The sequence below is a fragment of the Janthinobacterium sp. SUN120 genome (genome assembly GCF_030397735.1).
GTDB classification, from domain to species: Bacteria; Pseudomonadota; Gammaproteobacteria; order Burkholderiales; family Burkholderiaceae_D; genus Janthinobacterium; species Janthinobacterium kumbetense.
This window is the reverse complement of sequence record NZ_JAPUBW010000002.1, coordinates 629633-649087: the sequence shown is the minus strand read 5'-3', so window position 1 is coordinate 649087 and position 19455 is coordinate 629633. Positions and strand designations below refer to the sequence as shown.

Sequence of the window (19455 nt, the reverse complement as noted above, 5' to 3'; positions counted from 1 at the left end):
TTCAGAAATTCAAGAAACGCATAATAAGGGCGTAGCCATCGGCCACGCCCTGAAAATGAATTTGTTACGAAATGTTTATCCTGCGGCGATGCGTCCCAAACCCGGATCGTCGCTGAAAAAGCCGTCGAGTCCCGTCTCGATGTAGCGCCGCATTTCCGCCACGGATCCCGCTTCGTTGCGCGCATTCTCGCCATTGCCGTCGCGGAAGTCGGCCGCCAGGAAGCGGTTTTCCGGACGGAAGGTCCACGTGTGCAGCAGCAAGCCCGCCTGGTGCGCATCGTCGACGATGGAAGAGGGCTTGGCCAGGCGCTGGTCGGCGCCCAGCGGGATGATTCCTCGCGTTGGCGGCGCCACCACGTCCGCGTAGGCGGCGATGTCGCGCAGGCCGGCCGGCGTCGTCATCTGCCCGAACGTCAGCTTGCCGCCCGCCTTGGCCACGTCCATCGGGCGGATATCGCCGCCCACCACCAGCTGCATCAGGCGTACGTTGGCGCGCCGTCCCAGCTTCTCGCGCAAGTATTTCAAATTGGCCACTTCGAAGGACTGGATTTCGATGGGCGCGCGGCGCGTGTACTCGTGCGCCAGCAGGGTCGACAGGAAACGGTCTTCCAGCGCCAGGCCCGCATCGCGGAAATAGGTCGAGCTTTTCAGCTCCGGCACGAGGCCGATGACGCGTCCGCTGGCGGCTGATTGCGCTGCAACAAAATCGATGATTTCTTCCCAGGTCGGAATCTGGAATTGTCCATCGTACAAGGTGTTGCCGGTGCGTACTTTCGGCAGCCGTTCGATGGCGCGCAGGGTTTTCAGTTCCGCCAGGGTGAAGTCGTCGACGAACCAGCCTTCGTGCCATTCGCCGTCGACCATCTTCTTGCCGCGCCGGCTCGCAAACTCGGGACGGCGCGCCACGTCGGTGGTGTCGATCAGATTGCTTTCGTGGCGCGCCACGAGAATGCCGTCGCGCGTGGCGACCAGGTCCGGCTCGACGTAGTCGGCGCCGTCGAGGATGGCCTTGGCGTAGGAGGCCAAGGTATGCTCGGGACGCAGGGCGCTGGCGCCCCGGTGGGCGAAGACGAGCGGACGGCTTGGCTTTGTTTCCAGCAGGCCCGCGGCAAAGCCGGGCGCGGCGGCCAGCGCCAGGCCGCCGACGGCCGCCTGGACGAAGCTGCGGCGCGAAAAGTGCCGTTGCGGAAGGATAGGCGTACGCATCAGAAGTCTGCCGTCAAGGTGAGGAAGCCCTGGCGCGGGGCGATGGGGAAGGTGTTGTACGTCTTGTCGGCCGCGCCCACCACCACGTTCAAGGAACCTTCGCGGTTGGCCAGGTTGCTGACGTTGACTCTCCAGCGCGGGTTTTTCAGCCAGCTGGCCATGGCCGGCAGCTTGCCCGACACGCCCAGGCCCATCAGGAAATAGCTGGGCACGGACAGATCGTTGGTGTATGTCGCGTAGCGCTTGCCCACATAGTCTCCCGTCAGTTGCACTTCGATGTCGCCAAACGTGGCGGAAGCGACGAACTTGTTCAGCCATTCAGGCGAGCCCGGCACGTTCTTGCCCGCCGTCAAGACCAGCGCGGCGCCATTGTTGTAATTGTCCGCGTACTGCGAGCGGTTGTATGACAGGGCATTGTAGAACGAGAAATTGTTGCCGAAGTGCACGGTGCCCGCGATATCGATGCCGTCCGTGCGCACGCTGCCCACGTTGGCCAGCACGGGGTTGCCGCCAATGATGGAGGAAATCACGGGCGTTGGGCTGATCTGCAGCAAACGGTTGCTGAAATCGACGTGGTAGACGTTGACCTGGCCATCGATGGCCGTGATGGCGCCCAGGCTCAATGGGTGGCTGCCGCGCACGCCCACTTCATAGGTGAGGGCCGTTTCCGGTTTGGCGTCGCGCTTGAACAAATCAAACGCGGCCTGGCTCGACAAGCTCCAGGGCGAAGCGCCGCCGCCGCCATAGGTGACGAACTGGCGCATGTTTTTCTGGATATTGAAGTACAACTGGTCTTGCGGCGTGAAATCCCAGCGCGCGCCTACTTGCGGCAAGAACCATTTTTTCGTGTTGATGGTGCCGACCGGCAAGGCCGTCGAGCCGCCGGCGATGGCGCCCTTGGCCGGCTGCACGGGGAATTGGCCATCGGCAAATTGCAGGCTGGACTTGAAACCGGCTTGCAGGGCGATATCGGGACGGATGCGCCATTCATCCTGCAAGTGCAGCTGCACCACCTTGTTGTCGATCTCGCTGCCGTACTGCGTGATCAAAGGATTGCTGGGACGGTCGTACGGCGACGTCGGGTTGTTGACGTCCAGCGCATACCAGCGGCGGTAGGCGGACGAGCGGTTCTGTTCCAGCCACAGGCCCGCTTCCAGCTGGTGATTGCCGATTTCCTTGCGCAGGGTGGAAAGGAAGCCGCCCCGCTTGATGTCGTATTCCGTCGTGCGCACGGCGTAGCCCGAGTTGCCGAACACCTGTTTCAGGTTCTGCTTCGGGTAGTACACGCTGAACAGGCCCGGCAAGCCTGCCACGCCGATGGGGCCGGCCACCACGCCCGCGCCGTCATCCTTGTGGTAATACACCTGGTTCGACCACGTCATGCCTTCGGACAAGTTGGCGTCGAACTTGGCGTAGGCCAGGTAGTCGGTGCGCTGCGCATCGCTGTAGTAGTTGCGGTAATTGTTGCCGTCCGTGGCAGGCGTGGCGCCCGTCGGCGACAGGTAATTCAGGGCCGCCTTGAAGTCCGGATACAGGAAGGGGCGCGTGTATGGCGCGCTCGTCTCGCCCGCCACGTGCACGGTGCTGTCTTCGTTCGGCTCGATCTTGTCCGAGTAATTGAAGAACAGGGTCAGCTTGCCCGCCTCGCTGCGGTTGACGTATTTTGCGTTGAGCTGGTCGCCGCCCTGGCGCGCATCGAAGTCCCAGGCGCGCGCTTCATGGTGCAGGATGGAAAAATAGGCGCTGCTGCCATCGCCGAAGGCGCCCGTGTCATAGCGGGCAAACGTGCGCGACGTGCGGTGGCTGCCCACCGTTTGCTGCACGCTGGCGCCCTGTGTGGCCAGCGGGTCGCTGGAATAGGTTTCGATGGTGCCGCCCAGGTTGCTGGTCGACGCCGTGGCCAGGTCGCCCGCGCCCGAGGACAGCACGACGCTGCGCACGTTTTCGCTGATCACGGCGCGCTGCGGCGACAGGCCGTTGTAGTTGCCGTATTGCTGGTCGCCCAGCGGCACGCCGTCCATGGTGTAGCCCAGTTGCTGTCCAGAAAAACCATGCACGAACAGCGACAGGTTTTGCTCGTTGTTGCCCCATGGGTCGGCCGTCTGGAAGCTGACGCCAGGCAAGGTTTGCAGGGCCTTTAACGGATTCGTGCCGGGCAGGATTTTCTGGATTTCATTCTTGCTCAGGGCGACGGAAGAGCGCGTCTTGCGCGAGGAAATCTCCACGGTGGCCATCGGAGCATTGTCATCGGCGGCGGGGGCGGCGGCCATGTCGGTGGCGGCGGACGCCACGGCGGCGGCGACGGCCGTTTGCGCCAGGGCCGGCAAGGAGAGGCCAGCGGCGCAAGCGCCCAGCAACACATGGAAGGAATGGCGGCGCAGAGCCAGCGTCAAGTGGGTATTCATCATCAGCCTGTGGAAAGTATTGGAAGTAATACAAGCTGCGCAGCGTAACGGCGGCGCGTGACGGGCTGATGACGAACTGATGACGGGAAGATGACAGCAGAAACAATTGCGCCGCCTGAGGGGCGGCGCGGGGATTATTACAATTAGTTAATACTTGCCGCGGGGGGAATCAAGACTTCGGCCGGCGCATCCGTGATGAACAGCTGCGCGCAATCGACCTTGTCGAATTCATAGTGCTGGCCGCAGAAATCGCAGTTCACGCCCACCTGGCCCACTTCTTCCAGGGTGCTGTTGACTTCTTCCTCGCCCAGCATCTTGAGCATATTGCCCACTTTTTCGCGCGTGCAAGTGCAATGGAAGCTCGGGTGCAGCGGGTCGAAGACGCGGATCGTTTCTTCCCAGAACAGGCGCTGCATCAGGGTATCGATGTCCGTCGACAGGATTTCCGCCTCTTTCAGGGTCGACGCCAGCATCACTGCGCGGTTCCACGTGTCCAGCGCGTCTTCTTCCGAGACGGGCGTCGCTTCGGCCTTGCCGCCATGGTGGGGCAGCTTTTGCAGCAGCAGGCCGCGCGAGACGCTGTCGTCCGTGGCCAGCCACAAGCGGGTGTCCAGCTGTTCCGAGCGCAACATGTAGTTTTCGATCACGGTGGCCATGTCATCGCCGTCCAGCGGCACGATGCCCTGGTACGGTTGCTGGCCCGGCACCTTGTCGGCCGGATCCAGGGTGATGATGAAGCGGCCCTTGCCCGTGGCGTTGAGCAATTGCGGCACGGTCGCCACGTCGGGAATGGTGGCGTCCGGGTCCAGCTTGGCCGTGGCGCGCAGGCGCAGGTCGGAGTCGCACTCGACCACCATCAGGCGCACGGGGCCGTCGCCATGGATTTGCATGATGATGGAACCGTTGAATTTCAGGTTGGCCGACAGCAGGGCGGCGGCGGCCACCATTTCGCCCAGCACTTTTTTCACGGCCGTCGGGTAGGCGTGGCGCGACACCACTTCCTGCCACGTGGTCGAAACGTCGATGAACTGGCCGCGCACGGCGGCGTTGTCGAAAATAAATTTTTGCAGGGTATCCTGGCCGCTAACGGCTGCGCTGATTGCGCCCGTGGTTTCAGTCGTCATTCTCTTATCCAATCTTCTTGAGTTGCGTATTAAATAGCTGGCCGCGTTGCACATAGTTCACGGCGTTGCCTTGTAGCCTGGTGATATCGTCTGCCGTCAGGGCCCGCACGGCTTTCGCCGGTGAGCCGATGATCAGCATATTGTCGGGAAATTCCTTGCCTTCCGTGACCAGCGCGCCCGCGCCGACCAGGCAGTTCTTGCCGATCTTCGCGCCGTTCAGGATCACGGCCTGGATGCCGACCAGGGCGCCATCGCCGATCGTGCAGCCATGCAGCATCGCCTGGTGGCCGATGGTCACGTTCCGGCCGATGTCCAGCGGGTAGCCCGGGTCCGTGTGCAGCACGGCGCCTTCCTGCACATTGCTGTTGGCGCCCACGGTGATGCGTTCGTTGTCGCCGCGGATCGTGGCGCCGAACCATACGGACGTATTCGCTTCCAGGGTCACCTTGCCGATCACGTTGGCCGTGTCGGCAACAAAAGCGGAAGCATCAATCAGCGGCGCATCGGCGCCCAATTGGTAGAGTGTCATCGTTAGCCTGTGGCGGTGGTGGAAGCGCCGGGCACGGCCGGACGCGGAAGTTTTGCGCTATTTTACGCTGTTGCAGGGCAAGTCCGAGCGCCGGCCGCTAATCCGGTATAATTATCGAACGGTCGTACTTTTATGTGCGCCCTATCTACAGACACAGCATGTGGCGCCATCTGCGCCACTTTCAAGGCAGGCATCCGATGAAACCCATGAAACTTTCCCGTTCCGAATTCATCAACATCCGCGGCGCCCGTACGCATGTGCGCCATTGGGGCCGCGAAGGCGCGCCCATCCTGTTCATGGTGCACGGCTGGATGGACGTGGCCGCCTCGTTCCAGTTCGTCGTCGACGAGTTGCAGGGCGACTGGCACGTGATCGCGCCCGACTGGCGCGGCTTTGGCCTCAGCGACTACACGCAATCGGACACCTACTGGTTCCCCGACTACCTGGCCGACCTGGACGCCATGCTGCTGCATTATTCGCCGGACGCGCCCGTCAACCTGCTGGGCCACAGCATGGGTGCCAACGTGGCCGGTCTGTACGCGGGCGTGCGCCCGGAGCGCATCAGCCGCTTCATCAACCTGGAAGGCTTCGGCATGATGGCAACGCAGCCGGAGCAGGCGCCGGGCCGCTACGCCAAGTGGCTGGACGAATTGCGCGAGCCGCCCGCCATGCGCAGCTATCCTTCGCAGCGCGCCGTGGCTGAGCGCCTGCAAAAGACCAATCCGCGCCTGCCGGACGAGCGCGCCGCTTTCCTGGCCGAACACTGGTCGGCGCGCAACGAGGCGGGCGAGTGGGATATCCTGGGCGATCCGCAGCACAAGCGGGTCAATCCCATCCTGTACCAGGTGGAAGAAGTGATGGCGTGCTGGCGCCGCATCACGGCGCCCGTGCTGTGGGTGGAGGCCGATGACACGAATATGTGGCAATGGATGGGGCCAAAGGAACAGGCGCGCATCGAAATCGACCGGCGTTTGGCCTGCATCAAGGATGTGCGCTGCGAGATGATGGCGGATGCGGGCCACATGCTGCATCATGATCAGCCGCAGGCACTGGCGCGGCTGGTGGAAGCGTTTTTGGCCTGATGTGTGTCGGGAACGCTGCAGCGCGATTGGCCAAGCAGCGTACAATGAAAACTTCTTCCATGCTGAGCCCGTGCAGGGTATTGTTTTCACATGCTTAAAGTCGACCTGCATTGTCATTCGAATATCTCCGACGGCGTGCTGTCACCGGCCGCCGTGGCCGCTTACGCGCGCAAGGCGGGCGTGGACGTGTGGGCGCTGACGGACCACGATGAAGTGTCCGGCGTCGCCGCTGCGCGCACGGCCGCGCTGGACCTGGGCATGCGCTTCGTGGCCGGCGTGGAAATTTCCATTACGTGGGCCGGCGAAACCGTGCACATCGTCGGCTTGCAAGTCGATGAAAACAATCCGGGTCTCGTGCAGGGCTTGCACCGCACGCGTTCGGGACGCGACGCGCGCGGCCGCGAAATCGCCCGCCAGCTGGACCTGGCCGGCATCCCCGACGCCTATGAAGGGGCCTTGAAATTCGTGGGCAACCCGGACCTGATGTCGCGCACGCACTTTGCCCGTTACATCGTGGAAACGGGGAAATGCGCGAACATTCCCGACGTGTTCAAGAAATACCTGTCGGAAGGCAAGCCGGGCTACGTCGAGCACCGCTGGGCCACCCTGGCCGAAGCGGTCGGCTGGATCCGCGGCGCGGGCGGCGTGGCCGTCATCGCCCATCCGGGCCGCTACCGCTTCAGCGACATGGCGCAAGGCGTGCTGTTCGATGAATTCAAGCAACTCGGCGGCGTGGCCATCGAAGTCGTCACGGGCAGCCACAGCCCGGACCAGTATCCGGAATACGCGCAGCTGGCCAACGCCTACGGCTTCCTCGCCTCGCGCGGCACGGATTTCCATGCGCCGGGCGAGTCGCGCGTGGATTTTGCCATGTTGCCGCCATTGCCATCGAATGTCACGCCAATCTGGCACGACTGGTTTTAGCTGACAGCCAGGCAAATCTGCTGCGCGGCGCGCTTTGCGGCCGGCGATGCTCACCGTACTCCAGTACGGTTGCGCTTCTCGGCCACAAATCACTGCCGCTCGCGACGATTTTCCTGGCTGCCGATGCGCCGTCGTGTCGCTGCTTGAAATCTGCGTTAGCGTGCATATCTTTTTGTTATTCTTGTTATACATAGTCATCCGGAGCCATCGTCCATGAAACGTATCGTCCTGTTTATTGCAACCAACCTGGCCGTGATGCTGGTGCTGTCGCTCGTGCTCAGTTTGCTGGGCGTGGGCAATCCGGCGCGCGGCAGTACCCTGAACCTGGGCAGCCTGCTGGTGTTTTCGCTGGTGGTGGGCTTCACGGGCTCGATCTTTTCGCTGTTGATCAGCAAACCCATGGCCAAGTGGAGCACGGGTGCGCGCGTGATCGACAATCCGACGTCGTCGACGGAGTTGTGGCTGGTCAACACCGTGCGCGCGCTGTCCGAGCGGGCCGGCATCGGCATGCCGGAAGTGGCCGTGTACGAAGGCGACGCGAATGCGTTCGCCACGGGCGCCTTCAAGAATTCGGCGCTGGTGGCCGTGTCCACGGGCTTGCTGCAAAGCATGAACCGCGATGAAGTGGAAGCCGTGCTGGGCCACGAGATCGCCCACGTGGCGAATGGCGACATGGTCACCTTGACCCTGATCCAGGGCGTGGTGAATACCTTCGTCGTCTTCATGGCCCGCGTGGTGGGTTTCTTTGTCGACAATGTCCTGTTGAAAAATAACAACCGCGAAGGCGGCGGACGCGGCATCGGTTACTTTGTGACCGTGATGGTGTGCGAAGTGATCTTCGGCTTGCTCGCTTCCATCATCGTGGCCTGGTTCTCGCGCCAGCGCGAATTCCGCGCCGACGCCGGTTCCGCCAAGCTGCTGGGCAGCCCCACGCCGATGATGCATGCGCTGGCCCGCCTGGGCGGCGTGCCGCCGGGCGAGTTGCCGCAATCGATGCAGGCGCTGGGCATCAGCGGCGGCAATGGCGGCTGGGGCGCGCTGTTCGCCACCCATCCGCCGCTGGAACAACGCATCGCCGCGCTGCGCAGCGTACAATAATGCCAACTTAACAAGCTGGTTCGCCAGAACGCTTACACATGAGTCAATTTTTTCATATTCACCCCGACAATCCGCAATTGCGCCTGATCAAGCAGGCGGCGCAGATCATCCAGTCCGGCGGCGTGGTGGCCTTGCCCACCGACTCCTGCTACGCGCTGGTGTGCCAGCTCGACGACAAGGGCGCCGTCGAGCGCCTGCGCCGCATCCGTGGCGTGGATGAAAAGCACCATTTGACCTTGCTGTGCCGCGACTTGAGCGAGCTGGGCGTGTACGCCCGGGTGGACAACCGCCAGTTCCGCCTGCTCAAGGCGGCCACACCCGGCGCCTACACGTTCATCCTGGAAGCGACGAAGGAAGTGCCGCGCCGCCTCAGTCATCCTTCGCGCAAGACCATCGGCCTGCGCGTGCCGCAGCACCGCATCGTGCAATGCCTGCTGGAAGAGCTGGGCCAGCCCCTGCTGGGTGCAACCCTGACCTTGCCGGGCGACGAAGACAGCCTGACGGATGCCGACACGATCCGCGAACGGCTGGAAAAACTGGTCGACCTGATCGTCGACGGCGGCGTCTGCGCGCATGGTCCCAGCACCGTGATCGACCTGACGGGGCCGGAGCCGGAAGTGGTGCGCGTGGGACGGGGCGACCCGGCCGTGCTGGGTTTGTAGGCGGCATCGCACGCCCGTGCTGGCGCCGGTCTTCACCTGTTCTTAATGACAACGTAAGAAAGAGCCTAGTTCGCCTCTGGTAGAATCGCGGTCATGAGCGATTTCAATACGATAGTCCAGACCGTTGCGGTCTACCTGGTGCCGGTGCTGTTTGCCATTTCCCTGCATGAGGCGGCGCACGGCTACGCGGCCCGCTATTTCGGCGACCCCACAGCCTCGAACGAGGGCAGGCTGAGCCTCAATCCCATGCGGCATATCGACCCTTTCGGCACGATCTTGCTGCCCTTGATGCTGTATTTCACGATCCAGGTGCCGTTCGGCTATGCCAAGCCGGTGCCCGTCGATTTCAGCCGCCTGCGCAATCCGAAGAAGCAGATGGCCTGGGTGGCGTTTGCCGGGCCTGGCGCCAATTTCGTCATGGGCCTGGGCTGGATGATCGCTTTTGTCGTGCTCAGCGTCCTGCCGCCGACGGAAATGGGCATGTTTTTCCGCAAGATGGCGGGCGCCGGCGTCAGCGTGAATGCGGCCATGTTCGTCTTTAACCTGATTCCCGTGCCGCCCCTCGATGGCGGACGCATCATGACGGGCTTGCTGCCGATGCAGCTGGCGCGCCCTTACGCCAGCATCGAGCGCTACAGCCTGTATGTCTTCGGCGCCCTGGTGCTGCTGATGTACACGGGCATCTTGAACCGCGCCTTGCTGGCGGCGATCGAATTTGTCATCGGCATTTTTGTCACCCTGGTCACGCCCCTGACGGCGATATTGACTTGATGCCCGCAACTGGATGTACGCACATAATTGATGGAAGTACCGATGCAAGTAACTGAACCAATATTAGAAACCGAAGCGATTTCCGGCTGGCTGCGTCGCTGGGCGCCCCTGATCCCGGGCGGCGAGGTGCTGGACCTGGCCTGCGGCGCAGGCCGCCACGCGCGCCACCTGGTAAGCCTGGGCCACCCCGTGATCGCGCTCGACCATGATCCGGAAATGCTGGAAAAGGCGGCTGGCACGGGCATCACCACTTCGCTGGTGGACCTGGAAGCGCCGGGCGCCGTGTGGCCTTTCGCTCCCGGCCGCTTTGCCGGCATCGTCGTCACCAATTATCTGCACCGGCCGCTGCTGGAAGCCATGGTGGCCAGCCTGGCGCCCGATGGCGTGCTGCTGTATGAAACGTTTGCCGAGGGCAATGAGCAGTTCGGCAAGCCGTCGAATCCGAAATTCCTGCTGAAGGAAGGCGAAATGCTGACCTGGGCGGTGCAGCACGGCTTGCGTGTGGTAGCGTATGAGGATGGGCGCGTGGAACAGCCAAAAGCTGCTCTGGTGCAACGAATTTGCGCCGTCCGGCCGGATTTTCCACGGTTGGCAGCCCTGCTGCCGACGTTTTGAGCGGCCATACTATGTCAGAATGCACCACAGGCGCGGGCTATCCGCTACAATCGTTGTTTTATTTATCGGCGCTATAAACTTACTATGATCAAGGGCAGCATTGTAGCAATCGTCACCCCGATGCACGCAGACGGCAGTCTGGACTTTCCAGGTCTGCGCAAGCTGATCGACTGGCATATCGCCGAGGGTACGGACGGCATCGTCATCGTTGGCACGACGGGCGAATCGGCAACAGTCAGCGTGGAAGAACACTGCGAACTGATCCAGTTGACCGTCGAACATGCCAAGGGACGCATTCCTATCATCGCCGGCGCCGGAGGCAACTCCACGGCCGAGGCCATCAAACTGACGCGCTACGCGAAAGAAGCGGGCGCCGATGCTGTCTTGCAAGTGGTGCCGTACTACAACCGTCCTACCCAGGAAGGCATGTACCAGCACTTCAAGGCCATCGCCGAAGCCGTCGACATTCCCGTCATCCTGTACAACGTGCCTGGCCGCACGGTTGCCGACATGAGCAACGAGACCATCGTGCGCCTGTCCGCCATCCCGAATATCGTCGGCGTGAAAGATGCGACCGGCAATATCGGCCGCGGCATCGACCTGCTGCGCCTGGTTCCAGCGGACTTCGCCGTGTACTCGGGCGACGATCCGACGGCCATGGCGCTGATGTTCTGCGGCGGCCACGGCAACATTTCCGTGACGGCCAACGTTGCGCCGCGCGCCATGCACGAACTGTGCGTGGCAGCCATGGCGGGCGAGCGCGCCACGGCGATTGCCATCAATAACAAAGTGTTCCCTTTGCACCAGAAATTGTTTGTCGAGCCCAACCCGGTGCCCGTCAAATGGGCGCTGGCCGAAATGGGCCTGATGCCAGCCGGCATACGCTTGCCACTGGTGCCGCTGGCTGAAAATTGCCATGCCACCGTGCGCGATGCCTTGCGCGACGCTGGCATCCTGTCTTAAGCCGAACTTCAAGCCCGGGCTTGACCAGTCCGGACCTTTCCTGATTCCAGCTGCTACTTAGCTTCTTATCCAGTTACGACATGACTAATTGCAAGAAAACCAAACCGGCGCCTGCCACCATCGCCGTCCGCGGCATCGTCATCGGCGCCGTCGCAGCCAGCCTCGCGGGCTGCGGCATGATCAGTTCGGTAGTCGGCGGCGACAAGGTCGACTACAAGTCGGTCAAGAAAGCCAGCACCCTGGACGTGCCGCCTGACCTGACGCAATTGCAGCAGGACAACCGTTATTCCTTGCCGGATTCGAAAAACGGCGTGGCCACGGCTTCCGGCTACAACGCGCAGCGCAACGCCACGGCCGGCACGCCCGTCATCGTGGGCGCCGACGGCGTGGTGGGTGTCGTGCCCGTCACGGCCGGTGGCGTGAAGGTCGAGCGCGCGGGCAACCAGCGCTGGCTGGTCGTCAAGCAGTCGCCTGAAGTGCTGTGGCCGCAACTCAAGCAATTCTGGGAAGATTCGGGCTTTACCGTCGCCATCGACCAGCCTACGGCTGGCATCATGGAAACCGAGTGGAACGAGAACCGCGCCAAGCTGCCGCAAGACTTTATCCGCAACACCATCGGCAAGGCCTTCGATTCGATGTACTCGACTGGTGAAAAAGACAAGTTCCGTACCCGCGTGGAGCGTCTGGCTGATGGTTCGACCGAGATCTACATCAGCCACCGTGGCGTGGAAGAGGTCGTCACGGGCCGCGACAAGGAAACCACCACCTGGACCGCGCGTCCCAACGATCCGGGCCTGGAAGCGCAATTCCTGGCCAAGCTGATGACGCGCCTGGGCGCGGCCAGCGATGAAGCACAAGCGAAGACAGCCGTTGATGGCGCCATCGTGCAGCCGCTGCACGCCAAGCTGGTGGGCGACGCCGCCACGCCAGCGCGCGCCATCGAAGTCGATGAAGGTTTCGACCGCGCCTGGCGCCGTGTCGGCCTGGCGCTGGACCGCGTCGGCTTCACCGTGGAAGACCGCGACCGCACGCAAGGCACGTATTTCGTGCGTTACGTCGATCCGGACGCGGTCAAGAAGGATGGTTTCTTCTCGAAACTGTTCAGCTGGGGTTCGTCGTCCGACAAGGACAAGGAAGCGCAGCGCTACCGCGTCCTGGTCAAGGCCGGCAATGGCTCGACCAGCCTGGTCAGCATTCTCAGCAACGAAGGCCAGCCCGACGTCTCGCCAGTGGCCGAGAAGATCCTGGGCTTGCTGAACGAGCAGCTGAAGTAAACGGTGTATTCGCGGCGGGTATCGCAACCTGCCGCGCAATAAAAAAGGCTGATCCGGGAAACCGGCGCAGCCTTTTTTATTGCCTGCGTCCGGCCTTATATCCTGCGGATAAAACGCCGGACGCAAAAAAGCCGACCCGAAGGTCGGCTTTTCCTAGTGCAGGGTGCTAAATTACTTAGCAGCCGATGCAGCAGCCGAAGCAGCCGAAGCAGCGTCGGTAGCGGCCGAAGCGGCAGCCGAAGCAGCAGCAGCAGCGTCGGTAGCGGCCGAAGCAGCAGCGTCAGCAGCAGCAGCTGGAGCAGCTTCAACTGCTGGTGCTGGTGCTGGGGTTTCAACTACTGGTGCTGGTGCAGGAGCTTCTTCTTTTTTGCTGCAAGCAGCCAGAGCAACAACCATCAGGGAGGCGATCAGCAGGGATTTTTTCATTTGTTTTCCTTAATTATTTCAAAAAATAAATCAATATTGTTGCGATGAATAATTACCGGTAATTATCGCTCGTTAGGTCGTCTTCGAAGGCTTTTCGTACCAGGTGGTGCCTGCCAGACAACGGAAACTTCCTAACCGAATATTATAGCGATTTTTGGTGCGTCGCAATAGGAGCAAGAGGCAAATTCGCAACTATTTTGTGATATCGCAATATTTGCCGAAGCAAATTGCAAGCAAGTGTAAGCGATTTGCGAAAGCGCGACAAAACGATATAAAAATAATATGTTTTATTGCGCTAACGCAGATGCTGTTATTTTACCTACTGTAATACCACTTTGCTACGCCGCCCCCATTCAAGCCAGTTCGAGCCAGCCATCCTGATACCACGTATATAACGCATCCATCACGTCATCGGAAGCCTGGGCCACGGCGGCGCCATCGAGGGCGCGTTCGTTGGCCAGGGTTTCCAGGGCCGCTTTATCGGCCTTGCCAATGGCAAACGATTCGCCATTGATGAAGACATTCTTGCCACGATACAGCATCAGGGTCTTGCGCGACAACACGACCCCCTTTTTCTGTGCGGCGTCCGCGAAGCGGCCTACCGTCAGCGGCTTGGACAGCGGCGTGAAAAATACATTGTGTTTCGGTTCCGACAGGTGTTCACCGAGGAAAATGGTCACGTCTTCTTCCGTGAAGCGCACCTTGTTCATTTCTTCTGCGATGGTGCTGAGCATTTCACGGGGGATTTCCGCCGGTTTGCCCGACGCTTTCAAGTCCGGATCGCTGTAAATGCCTGGCAAGTCGATCGAGTCGGCCATGAATTGCAGGAACGCTTCGCCCAGCTCCTGGAACGTGGGCGAGCGGAAGCCGATCGAATACGTCTGGCAATCGCCGATGGCCACGCCGTCGTGCGCGTAGTGGGGCGGCAGATACAGCATGTCGCCCGGTTCCAGCGTGAATTCTTCATCGGGCGTGAAGTTGCTGAGGATTTTCAGCGGCAAGCCGTCGATCAGGCTCAGGTCTTTCTGTGCGCCGATGCGCCAGTGGCGCTTGCCCTGGCCTTGCAGCAGGAATACGTCATAGGAATCGAAATGCGGGCCCACGCCGCCGCCATCGGTGGCGAAGCTGACCATCAGGTCGTCCAGGCGCGCGTCCGGCAGGAAGCGGAACTGGCGCAGCAGGGCGTCAGCCTTGGCGCTGTGCAGGTTGGCGCCCTGCACCAGCAGGGTCCATTCCTTCTGTTTCAGCGAAGGCAGGCTGGTCAAAGGGCCTTGCTGCATGTTCCAGTGGCCGTCCGCATGGCTGACCAGGCGCGATTCGACGTGATCGAGGGTAGCCAGCTCGGCCAGGGCCTTGAAATCGAACAGCGCCTTGAAGCCAGGCACGGCTTGACGGATCAACAAGGGTTTTTTATGCCAGTAGTCGCGCAGGAATTGCGCCGGCGTGATATCGCCGAGGAGAGTTAATGTTTTCATGCGCCCATTATAACAACCGGAAATGCAGGAATGCGCCTGCCGTTGGCGGCGTGAAGGTATAATTTGCCAGCTTATACAATGAAAGGAAGCATAATGAAGATTGCCAAAAATACGGTCGTGACTGTCAACTACAAACTGTCAGACGCGCAAGACAATCTGATCGAAGACGGCCGTCAGCCGATGGTCTACCTGCACGGTGATTATGAAAACACCCTGCCGAAGATCGAAGAAGAGCTCGACGGCAAGGAAGTTGGCTATTCCAACACGATCCAGATCGAACCGGATGATGCTTTCGGTGAATACGATCCCGCCCTGGTGAAGGTCGAGCCGCGCAATCGCCTGCCTGAGCCGCTGGAAGTGGGCATGCAGTTCGAAGGCATGCCGGAAAGCGATTCACCGGATGAAGAAGCGATGATCTTCACGGTCACCGATATCGCCGACGACAAGGTCGTGCTGGACGGCAACCATCCACTGGCCGGCATCGCGCTGCGCTTCTCGCTGACCGTCGCCGACGTGCGCGAAGCCACCGAAGAAGAAATCGCCCATGGCCACGTGCATGGCGCACACGGCCATGACCATGGCGATGAAGATGATGAAGGCGAAGGCGAAGAGGGCGATCACTTCCGCACCCACCCTATTCATTAACACCTGACCAAACCTACTGCGCGGCGCGCTTTGCGGCCGGCGATGCTCACCGTACTAGAGTACGGTTGCGCTTCTCGGCCACAAATCACTGCCGCTCGCTACGGTTTTGTCAGGCGTCGTGACGTCTGTTGTTTGTTAGATAAAGGCTGGCTGCGTGCCGGCCTTTATTTTATCGGCGCAGCGTCGACGCCTTGGTTCGCGCTTGCGTCGATGGCCGCGTGGCGCGTTGACGTACCTCAAAGAATGGGGTCTTGCCGGGCCGGACGGCGATGGCGGACCAGTCGTTGTCGATGCTGACGTGGCCCAGGTTGCCTTTCCAGCTGATTTTCGGCCCGCCTGCCCTGGCTGCGGCCTTTTTACTTTTTCCCTCCTTGCCATCCGCGTCGCCATCGCGCTGCGTATCGACCAATAACACCTTGCCGCTGAACTTCTTGGCCAAAGTGCGGATCTGCTTGCGCGGTCCGGCAAAGCCATCCTGTTTCGAACTGAAGCTGGGCAGCAGCGAATTGTCGTCTTCGTCCAGCACGCCCACGTCGCCATCGGAAAACAGCACGATGCCGTCGAGCTGCTTGCGCTGCGCCATGGCGAACAGGCGTTGTAGCCAGGAACGGTTGGCGACCAGGCGGTCTTCGAATTCGCTGTTGCGTCCCGCTTCCGGCAGGAAATGGTTGTTATTCGCGGGCAGATTCACGGTGGCAAACAGCACGCCGCCGTATTCCCAGTGGGCATTTTCCGCATAGCTGCGGAATTTTGCCGTCGATGACAGTCGCGACAGGGTCAGCTTGTGCTGGCCCAGGCTCTGGTCATCGGCGAAATACACGTCGCGCAAGCGGTTCAGGCGTTCGATGGCGTTGACCCTGCCGCGCGAATTGCGGCAGTTGGCCCAGTCGCTTGCCGACAGCGAGACGATCAGCGGCGGGCCGCTGGCGTCGAGCAAGTCCTTGCGCTGGCCATACAGCTTGTCGCTGCACGATTCGCTGGCGGCCTTGATGCCGGTGGCCACGACGAACGACGCATTGAAGGCGCTCGTGTCGGCGATGGCTTTTTTCAGGGGGCCATCGTCCGGCCCCGCGTTGAAGGAATGGCCCAGTACGGCAAACTCGAAGCCGGCCTGGTCGGCGGGGGCCGCCACCGCCGCTTGCCATGGCAGGCTGGCAGCGAGCAAGCCGGCGGCCAGCAGGCGTATCGAGCTGCGCCGGCAGGTCATGCGGCGGCCAGCCGTTTCAATTGATACAGCTGTTCCAGCGCGTCGCGCGGCGTGAGCGCATCGGGATCGAGGTCGGCGATGGCGTCGAGCAAGGCTTGCTGCGCCGCGTTCAGCGCGGCCAGCGGCGCCGCGGCTTCCTCTTCTTCCTCTTGCGCATACGGATCGGCGGAGGGCAGCGCGAACAGGTCGCGTTGCGGCGTGGCGTCGAGCGCCTGCGCTTCCAGGCGCGCCAGGTGCTTGCGCGCTGCCTTGATCACGGGCTGCGGCACGCCGGCCAGTTGCGCCACCTGCAAGCCATAGCTTTGCGAGGCGGGACCGGCTTGCACGGCGTGCAGGAAGACGATGCTGTCCTTGTGCTCGACGGCGGACAAATGCACGTTGGCGGCGCTCGGGTGACTGTCCGGCAATTGCGTCAGCTCAAAGTAATGTGTGGCAAACAGGGTGAAACTACGGCTGGTGTCGATCAAATGGCGCGCGATGGCCCACGCCAGGGCCAGGCCGTCGAAGGTGGAGGTGCCGCGGCCCACTTCATCCATCAGTACCAAGGAATGCTCGGTGGCGCCGTTCAGGATGGCGGCCGATTCCGTCATTTCCACCATGAAGGTCGAGCGTCCGCCCGCCAGGTCGTCGGTGGCGCCGATGCGCGTGAAGATGCGGTCGATGGGGCCGATGGTGGCGGACGCGGCCGGCACGTAGCTGCCCACGTAGGCCAGCAGGGTGATCAAGGCCACCTGGCGCATGAAGGTCGATTTACCGCCCATGTTCGGGCCGGTGATCAAGAGCAGCCGGCGCTCGTTGACGAAGCGGCAATCGTTGGCGATGAAGCGTTCGATCTGCTTTTCCACCACGGGGTGGCGGCCTTCGACGATGTTGATGCACGGCTCGTCGACCAGTTGCGGCGCGGCCCAGTTGTGCTGTTGCGCATGTTCCGTCAGCGCATTCAGGGTATCGAGCTGGGCCAGGCCTTGCGCAATCGTCTGCAGGGTGCCGATGTGCGGCGCCAGCTCGGCCAGCAGCAGGTCGTACAGCATCTTTTCGCGCACCAGCGCCTTGTCTTGCGCCGACAGGGCCTTGTCTTCGAACACTTTCAGTTCGGGCGTGATGTAGCGCTCGGCGTTTTTCAGGGTCTGGCGGCGGCGGTAGTCGTCCGGCACCTTGTCCGTCTGGCCGTGCGTGACTTCGATGTAGAAGCCATGCACCTTGTTGTATTCGACGCGCAGGTTGGCGATGCCCGTGCGTGCGCGTTCGCGCGTTTCCAGGTCGAGCAGGAACTGGCCCGCGTTTTCCGACAGCGCGCGCAATTCATCGAGTTCCGCGTCGAAACCGGTGGCAAAGACGCCGCCGTCGCGCACCATGGCGGCCGGTTCCTGCGCCACGGCGCGCACCAGCAAGTCCAGGCAGGCCGTCGGCGTGGCCAGCGCTCCGTGGATGGCGGCCAGCAAGCCGCTTTCGCCGCCCTGGCCATGGCCATAACAGCGCACCACGTCGCCGCGCAGGGCCGGCAGTTGCAGCAAGCCGTCGCGCAGGGCGGCCAGGTCGCGCGGACGGGCCGACAGCAGGGCGATGCGCGTGGTGATGCGTTCGATGTCGGGCACTTGCGCCAGGGTGGCGGCCAATGGCCCCGCCGCTTCGCTTTGCGCCAGCGCGGCGATCGCTTCATGGCGCGCGCGGGCCACGTTCTGGTCGCGCCGCGCATGGTGCAGCCAGTGGCGCAGCATGCGCGAACCCATGGCCGTGCGGCAATGATCCAGCAGGGAAAACAGCGTCGGCGATTCCTGGCCGCGGATGGTTTCCGTCAATTCCAGGTTGCGGCGCGTGGCCGCATCCAGGCCGATGAATTCGCTTTCCGTTTCCGTGATCAACGAGCGCACGTGCTGCAAGCCGCGCCCCTGCGTCGATTGCGCATAGCGCAGCAGCGCGCCGGCCGCGCCGAACGCGGCGCCGAGGCCATCGGCGCCAAAACCCGTCAGGGTCGCCACGCCCAATTGGTCGAGCAGGGCCTTGTGGCCGCCGACCACGTCGAAATGCCAGTCCGGCACGCGGTTGATGTGCGTGCCTGCGTAGTCGTCGAACAGGTTGCCGTTGTCGCCGCTCAAGATTTCGGCCGGCACGATGCGTTCCAATTCCTGCTGCAGGCGCACGGCCACGGTGGCGCTGTCGCCGGAAAACTCCATCAGTTTCAGCGCTCCGCTGGCCAGCGACAGCCAGGCCAGGCCCGTGGTGACCGTCTTGCGCTGCGTGATGCTGCACATGGCCAGCAGCGGGCGCTCGGCCTTCTCGGGCAGCAAGTCCGCATCCGTCAGGGTGCCAGGCGTGACGACGCGCATGACCTTGCGCTCGACGGGGCCCTTGCTGGTGGCCGGATCGCCGATCTGTTCGCAAATGGCCACCGACTCACCCAGCTTGACCAGCTTGGCCAGGTAACCATCGAGCGAATGAAACGGCACGCCGCACATTTTAATCGGGTTGCCGCTGGCCACGCCGCGCGCCGTCAGGGTAATGCCCAGCAGGCGCGAGGCTTTTTCCGCATCTTCGAAAAACAGTTCGTAGAAATCGCCCATGCGGTAGAAGACCAGCATCGTCGGGTGGTTTTCTTTAATACCAAGATATTGTTGCATCATTGGCGTAAGCTTTTCAGCGGAATTCTTCTTTGCCGCGGCGGCGTTGATTTCTTTGGGGACGGTGGTCATGTGTTCTTTGTCGTTGGTCCGGCGGCCGTAAAATGCGTGCCTGCCGGGCTGTGGGTGGTGCTGTGTGCGTGCCAGGCCGCGCCAGTGGGCGCAGCTTGGGTTAAGGCCGTCATTTTACCGCTTTCGGCGGGTGGGGCGGCGTATTGCGTGCGGGTGTGAAAAAGCCGCATCGACCGGAGGTACGCTGCTTCCTATCTAGAGTGCTAGTGTTGGCGCAAGCGATAGGGCAGTGGGTGAGGGCTTGGAGCAATATCTGCCATGGATACAGCCGCTCATGATCAACAAAGGGACTGTGGCGCGGGCATTGTGCAGGGACGGTAGAGTACCTTCCATTGCCTGTATCAGGAAGCATGCAGCGG

At 62.0% G+C, this 19455-nt stretch carries 17 protein-coding genes; 9 read left to right on the top strand and 8 right to left on the bottom strand.

What is annotated here, in order from left to right; all coding sequences use genetic code 11:
- Positions 1–75: 75 nt before the first annotated feature.
- The 4 genes from O0879_RS12580 to O0879_RS12565 all read right to left on the bottom strand — a co-directional run bounded on the left by O0879_RS12580 (position 76) and on the right by O0879_RS12565 (position 5264).
- Positions 76–1206, bottom strand: a complete 1131-nt coding sequence (locus O0879_RS12580) for a glycerophosphodiester phosphodiesterase (RefSeq protein WP_099666942.1) — start codon at positions 1204–1206, stop codon at positions 76–78.
- Positions 1206–3614 (bottom strand): TonB-dependent receptor, encoded by a 2409-nt coding sequence (locus O0879_RS12575; RefSeq protein WP_289916727.1) that lies wholly within the window; start codon positions 3612–3614, stop codon positions 1206–1208. Before O0879_RS12575 ends, O0879_RS12580 begins: the two co-directional genes overlap by 1 nt.
- 140 nt (positions 3615–3754) lie before the next feature.
- Positions 3755–4735 (bottom strand): Hsp33 family molecular chaperone HslO, encoded by a 981-nt coding sequence (hslO, locus tag O0879_RS12570; RefSeq protein ID WP_099666943.1) that lies wholly within the window; start codon positions 4733–4735, stop codon positions 3755–3757.
- A 4-nt stretch (positions 4736–4739) separates the two neighbouring features.
- Positions 4740–5264 carry a gamma carbonic anhydrase family protein gene (locus O0879_RS12565; protein ID WP_070260363.1) on the bottom strand — a complete coding sequence of 175 codons (525 nt, stop codon included), beginning with the start codon at positions 5262–5264 and terminating at the stop codon, positions 4740–4742.
- A gap of 206 nt (positions 5265–5470) precedes the next feature.
- Here O0879_RS12565 and O0879_RS12560 point away from each other — a divergent pair, with 206 nt between their 5' ends.
- From O0879_RS12560 to bamC, 8 genes are all read left to right on the top strand, one after another.
- On the top strand, positions 5471–6346 hold the full coding sequence (locus O0879_RS12560) for an alpha/beta hydrolase (protein WP_251350382.1): 876 nt from the start codon (positions 5471–5473) through the stop codon (positions 6344–6346).
- Positions 6347–6436: 90 nt separating this feature from the next.
- Positions 6437–7270: a 3',5'-nucleoside bisphosphate phosphatase gene (locus O0879_RS12555; RefSeq protein WP_099666946.1), complete on the top strand. Its 834-nt coding sequence runs from the start codon at positions 6437–6439 to the stop codon at positions 7268–7270.
- A 213-nt stretch (positions 7271–7483) separates the two neighbouring features.
- Entirely contained in the window at positions 7484–8368 is an 885-nt protein-coding gene (htpX, locus tag O0879_RS12550) for a protease HtpX (protein ID WP_099666947.1), read from the top strand.
- 38 nt (positions 8369–8406) lie between these two features.
- Entirely contained in the window at positions 8407–9030 is a 624-nt protein-coding gene (locus O0879_RS12545; RefSeq protein WP_077407642.1) for an L-threonylcarbamoyladenylate synthase, read from the top strand.
- 93 nt (positions 9031–9123) lie between these two features.
- Entirely contained in the window at positions 9124–9801 is a 678-nt protein-coding gene (locus O0879_RS12540) for a site-2 protease family protein (RefSeq protein WP_289911080.1), read from the top strand.
- Between the two features lie 42 nt (positions 9802–9843).
- Positions 9844–10416, top strand: coding sequence for a class I SAM-dependent methyltransferase (locus O0879_RS12535; protein WP_099666949.1), 573 nt, complete (start codon positions 9844–9846; stop codon positions 10414–10416).
- Positions 10417–10500: 84 nt separating this feature from the next.
- Positions 10501–11379: a 4-hydroxy-tetrahydrodipicolinate synthase gene (gene dapA, locus O0879_RS12530; RefSeq protein ID WP_099666950.1), complete on the top strand. Its 879-nt coding sequence runs from the start codon at positions 10501–10503 to the stop codon at positions 11377–11379.
- 80 nt (positions 11380–11459) lie between these two features.
- Complete coding sequence (gene bamC / locus O0879_RS12525) at positions 11460–12653, top strand: outer membrane protein assembly factor BamC (protein ID WP_251350384.1); 1194 nt, start codon at positions 11460–11462, stop codon at positions 12651–12653.
- 171 nt (positions 12654–12824) lie between these two features.
- Here the strand turns inward: bamC and O0879_RS12520 are convergent, their stop codons facing one another.
- Both O0879_RS12520 and O0879_RS12515 read right to left on the bottom strand, forming a co-directional pair.
- The gene (locus tag O0879_RS12520) at positions 12825–13079 is read right to left on the bottom strand and encodes a hypothetical protein (protein ID WP_034783358.1); all 255 of its coding nucleotides are present in this window, start codon (positions 13077–13079) and stop codon (positions 12825–12827) included.
- 353 nt (positions 13080–13432) lie between these two features.
- Positions 13433–14554 (bottom strand): cupin domain-containing protein, encoded by a 1122-nt coding sequence (locus tag O0879_RS12515; RefSeq protein ID WP_251350385.1) that lies wholly within the window; start codon positions 14552–14554, stop codon positions 13433–13435.
- A 93-nt stretch (positions 14555–14647) separates the two neighbouring features.
- Here O0879_RS12515 and O0879_RS12510 point away from each other — a divergent pair, with 93 nt between their 5' ends.
- On the top strand, positions 14648–15199 hold the full coding sequence (locus tag O0879_RS12510) for a peptidylprolyl isomerase (protein WP_099666953.1): 552 nt from the start codon (positions 14648–14650) through the stop codon (positions 15197–15199).
- A gap of 169 nt (positions 15200–15368) precedes the next feature.
- Here the strand turns inward: O0879_RS12510 and O0879_RS12505 are convergent, their stop codons facing one another.
- Together O0879_RS12505 and mutS are read right to left on the bottom strand one after the other, a co-directional pair.
- The gene (locus tag O0879_RS12505) at positions 15369–16406 is read right to left on the bottom strand and encodes a hypothetical protein (RefSeq protein WP_289904012.1); all 1038 of its coding nucleotides are present in this window, start codon (positions 16404–16406) and stop codon (positions 15369–15371) included.
- Positions 16403–19096 (bottom strand): DNA mismatch repair protein MutS, encoded by a 2694-nt coding sequence (gene mutS / locus O0879_RS12500; protein WP_289916725.1) that lies wholly within the window; start codon positions 19094–19096, stop codon positions 16403–16405. Before mutS ends, O0879_RS12505 begins: the two co-directional genes overlap by 4 nt.
- Positions 19097–19455: the final 359 nt, after the last annotated feature.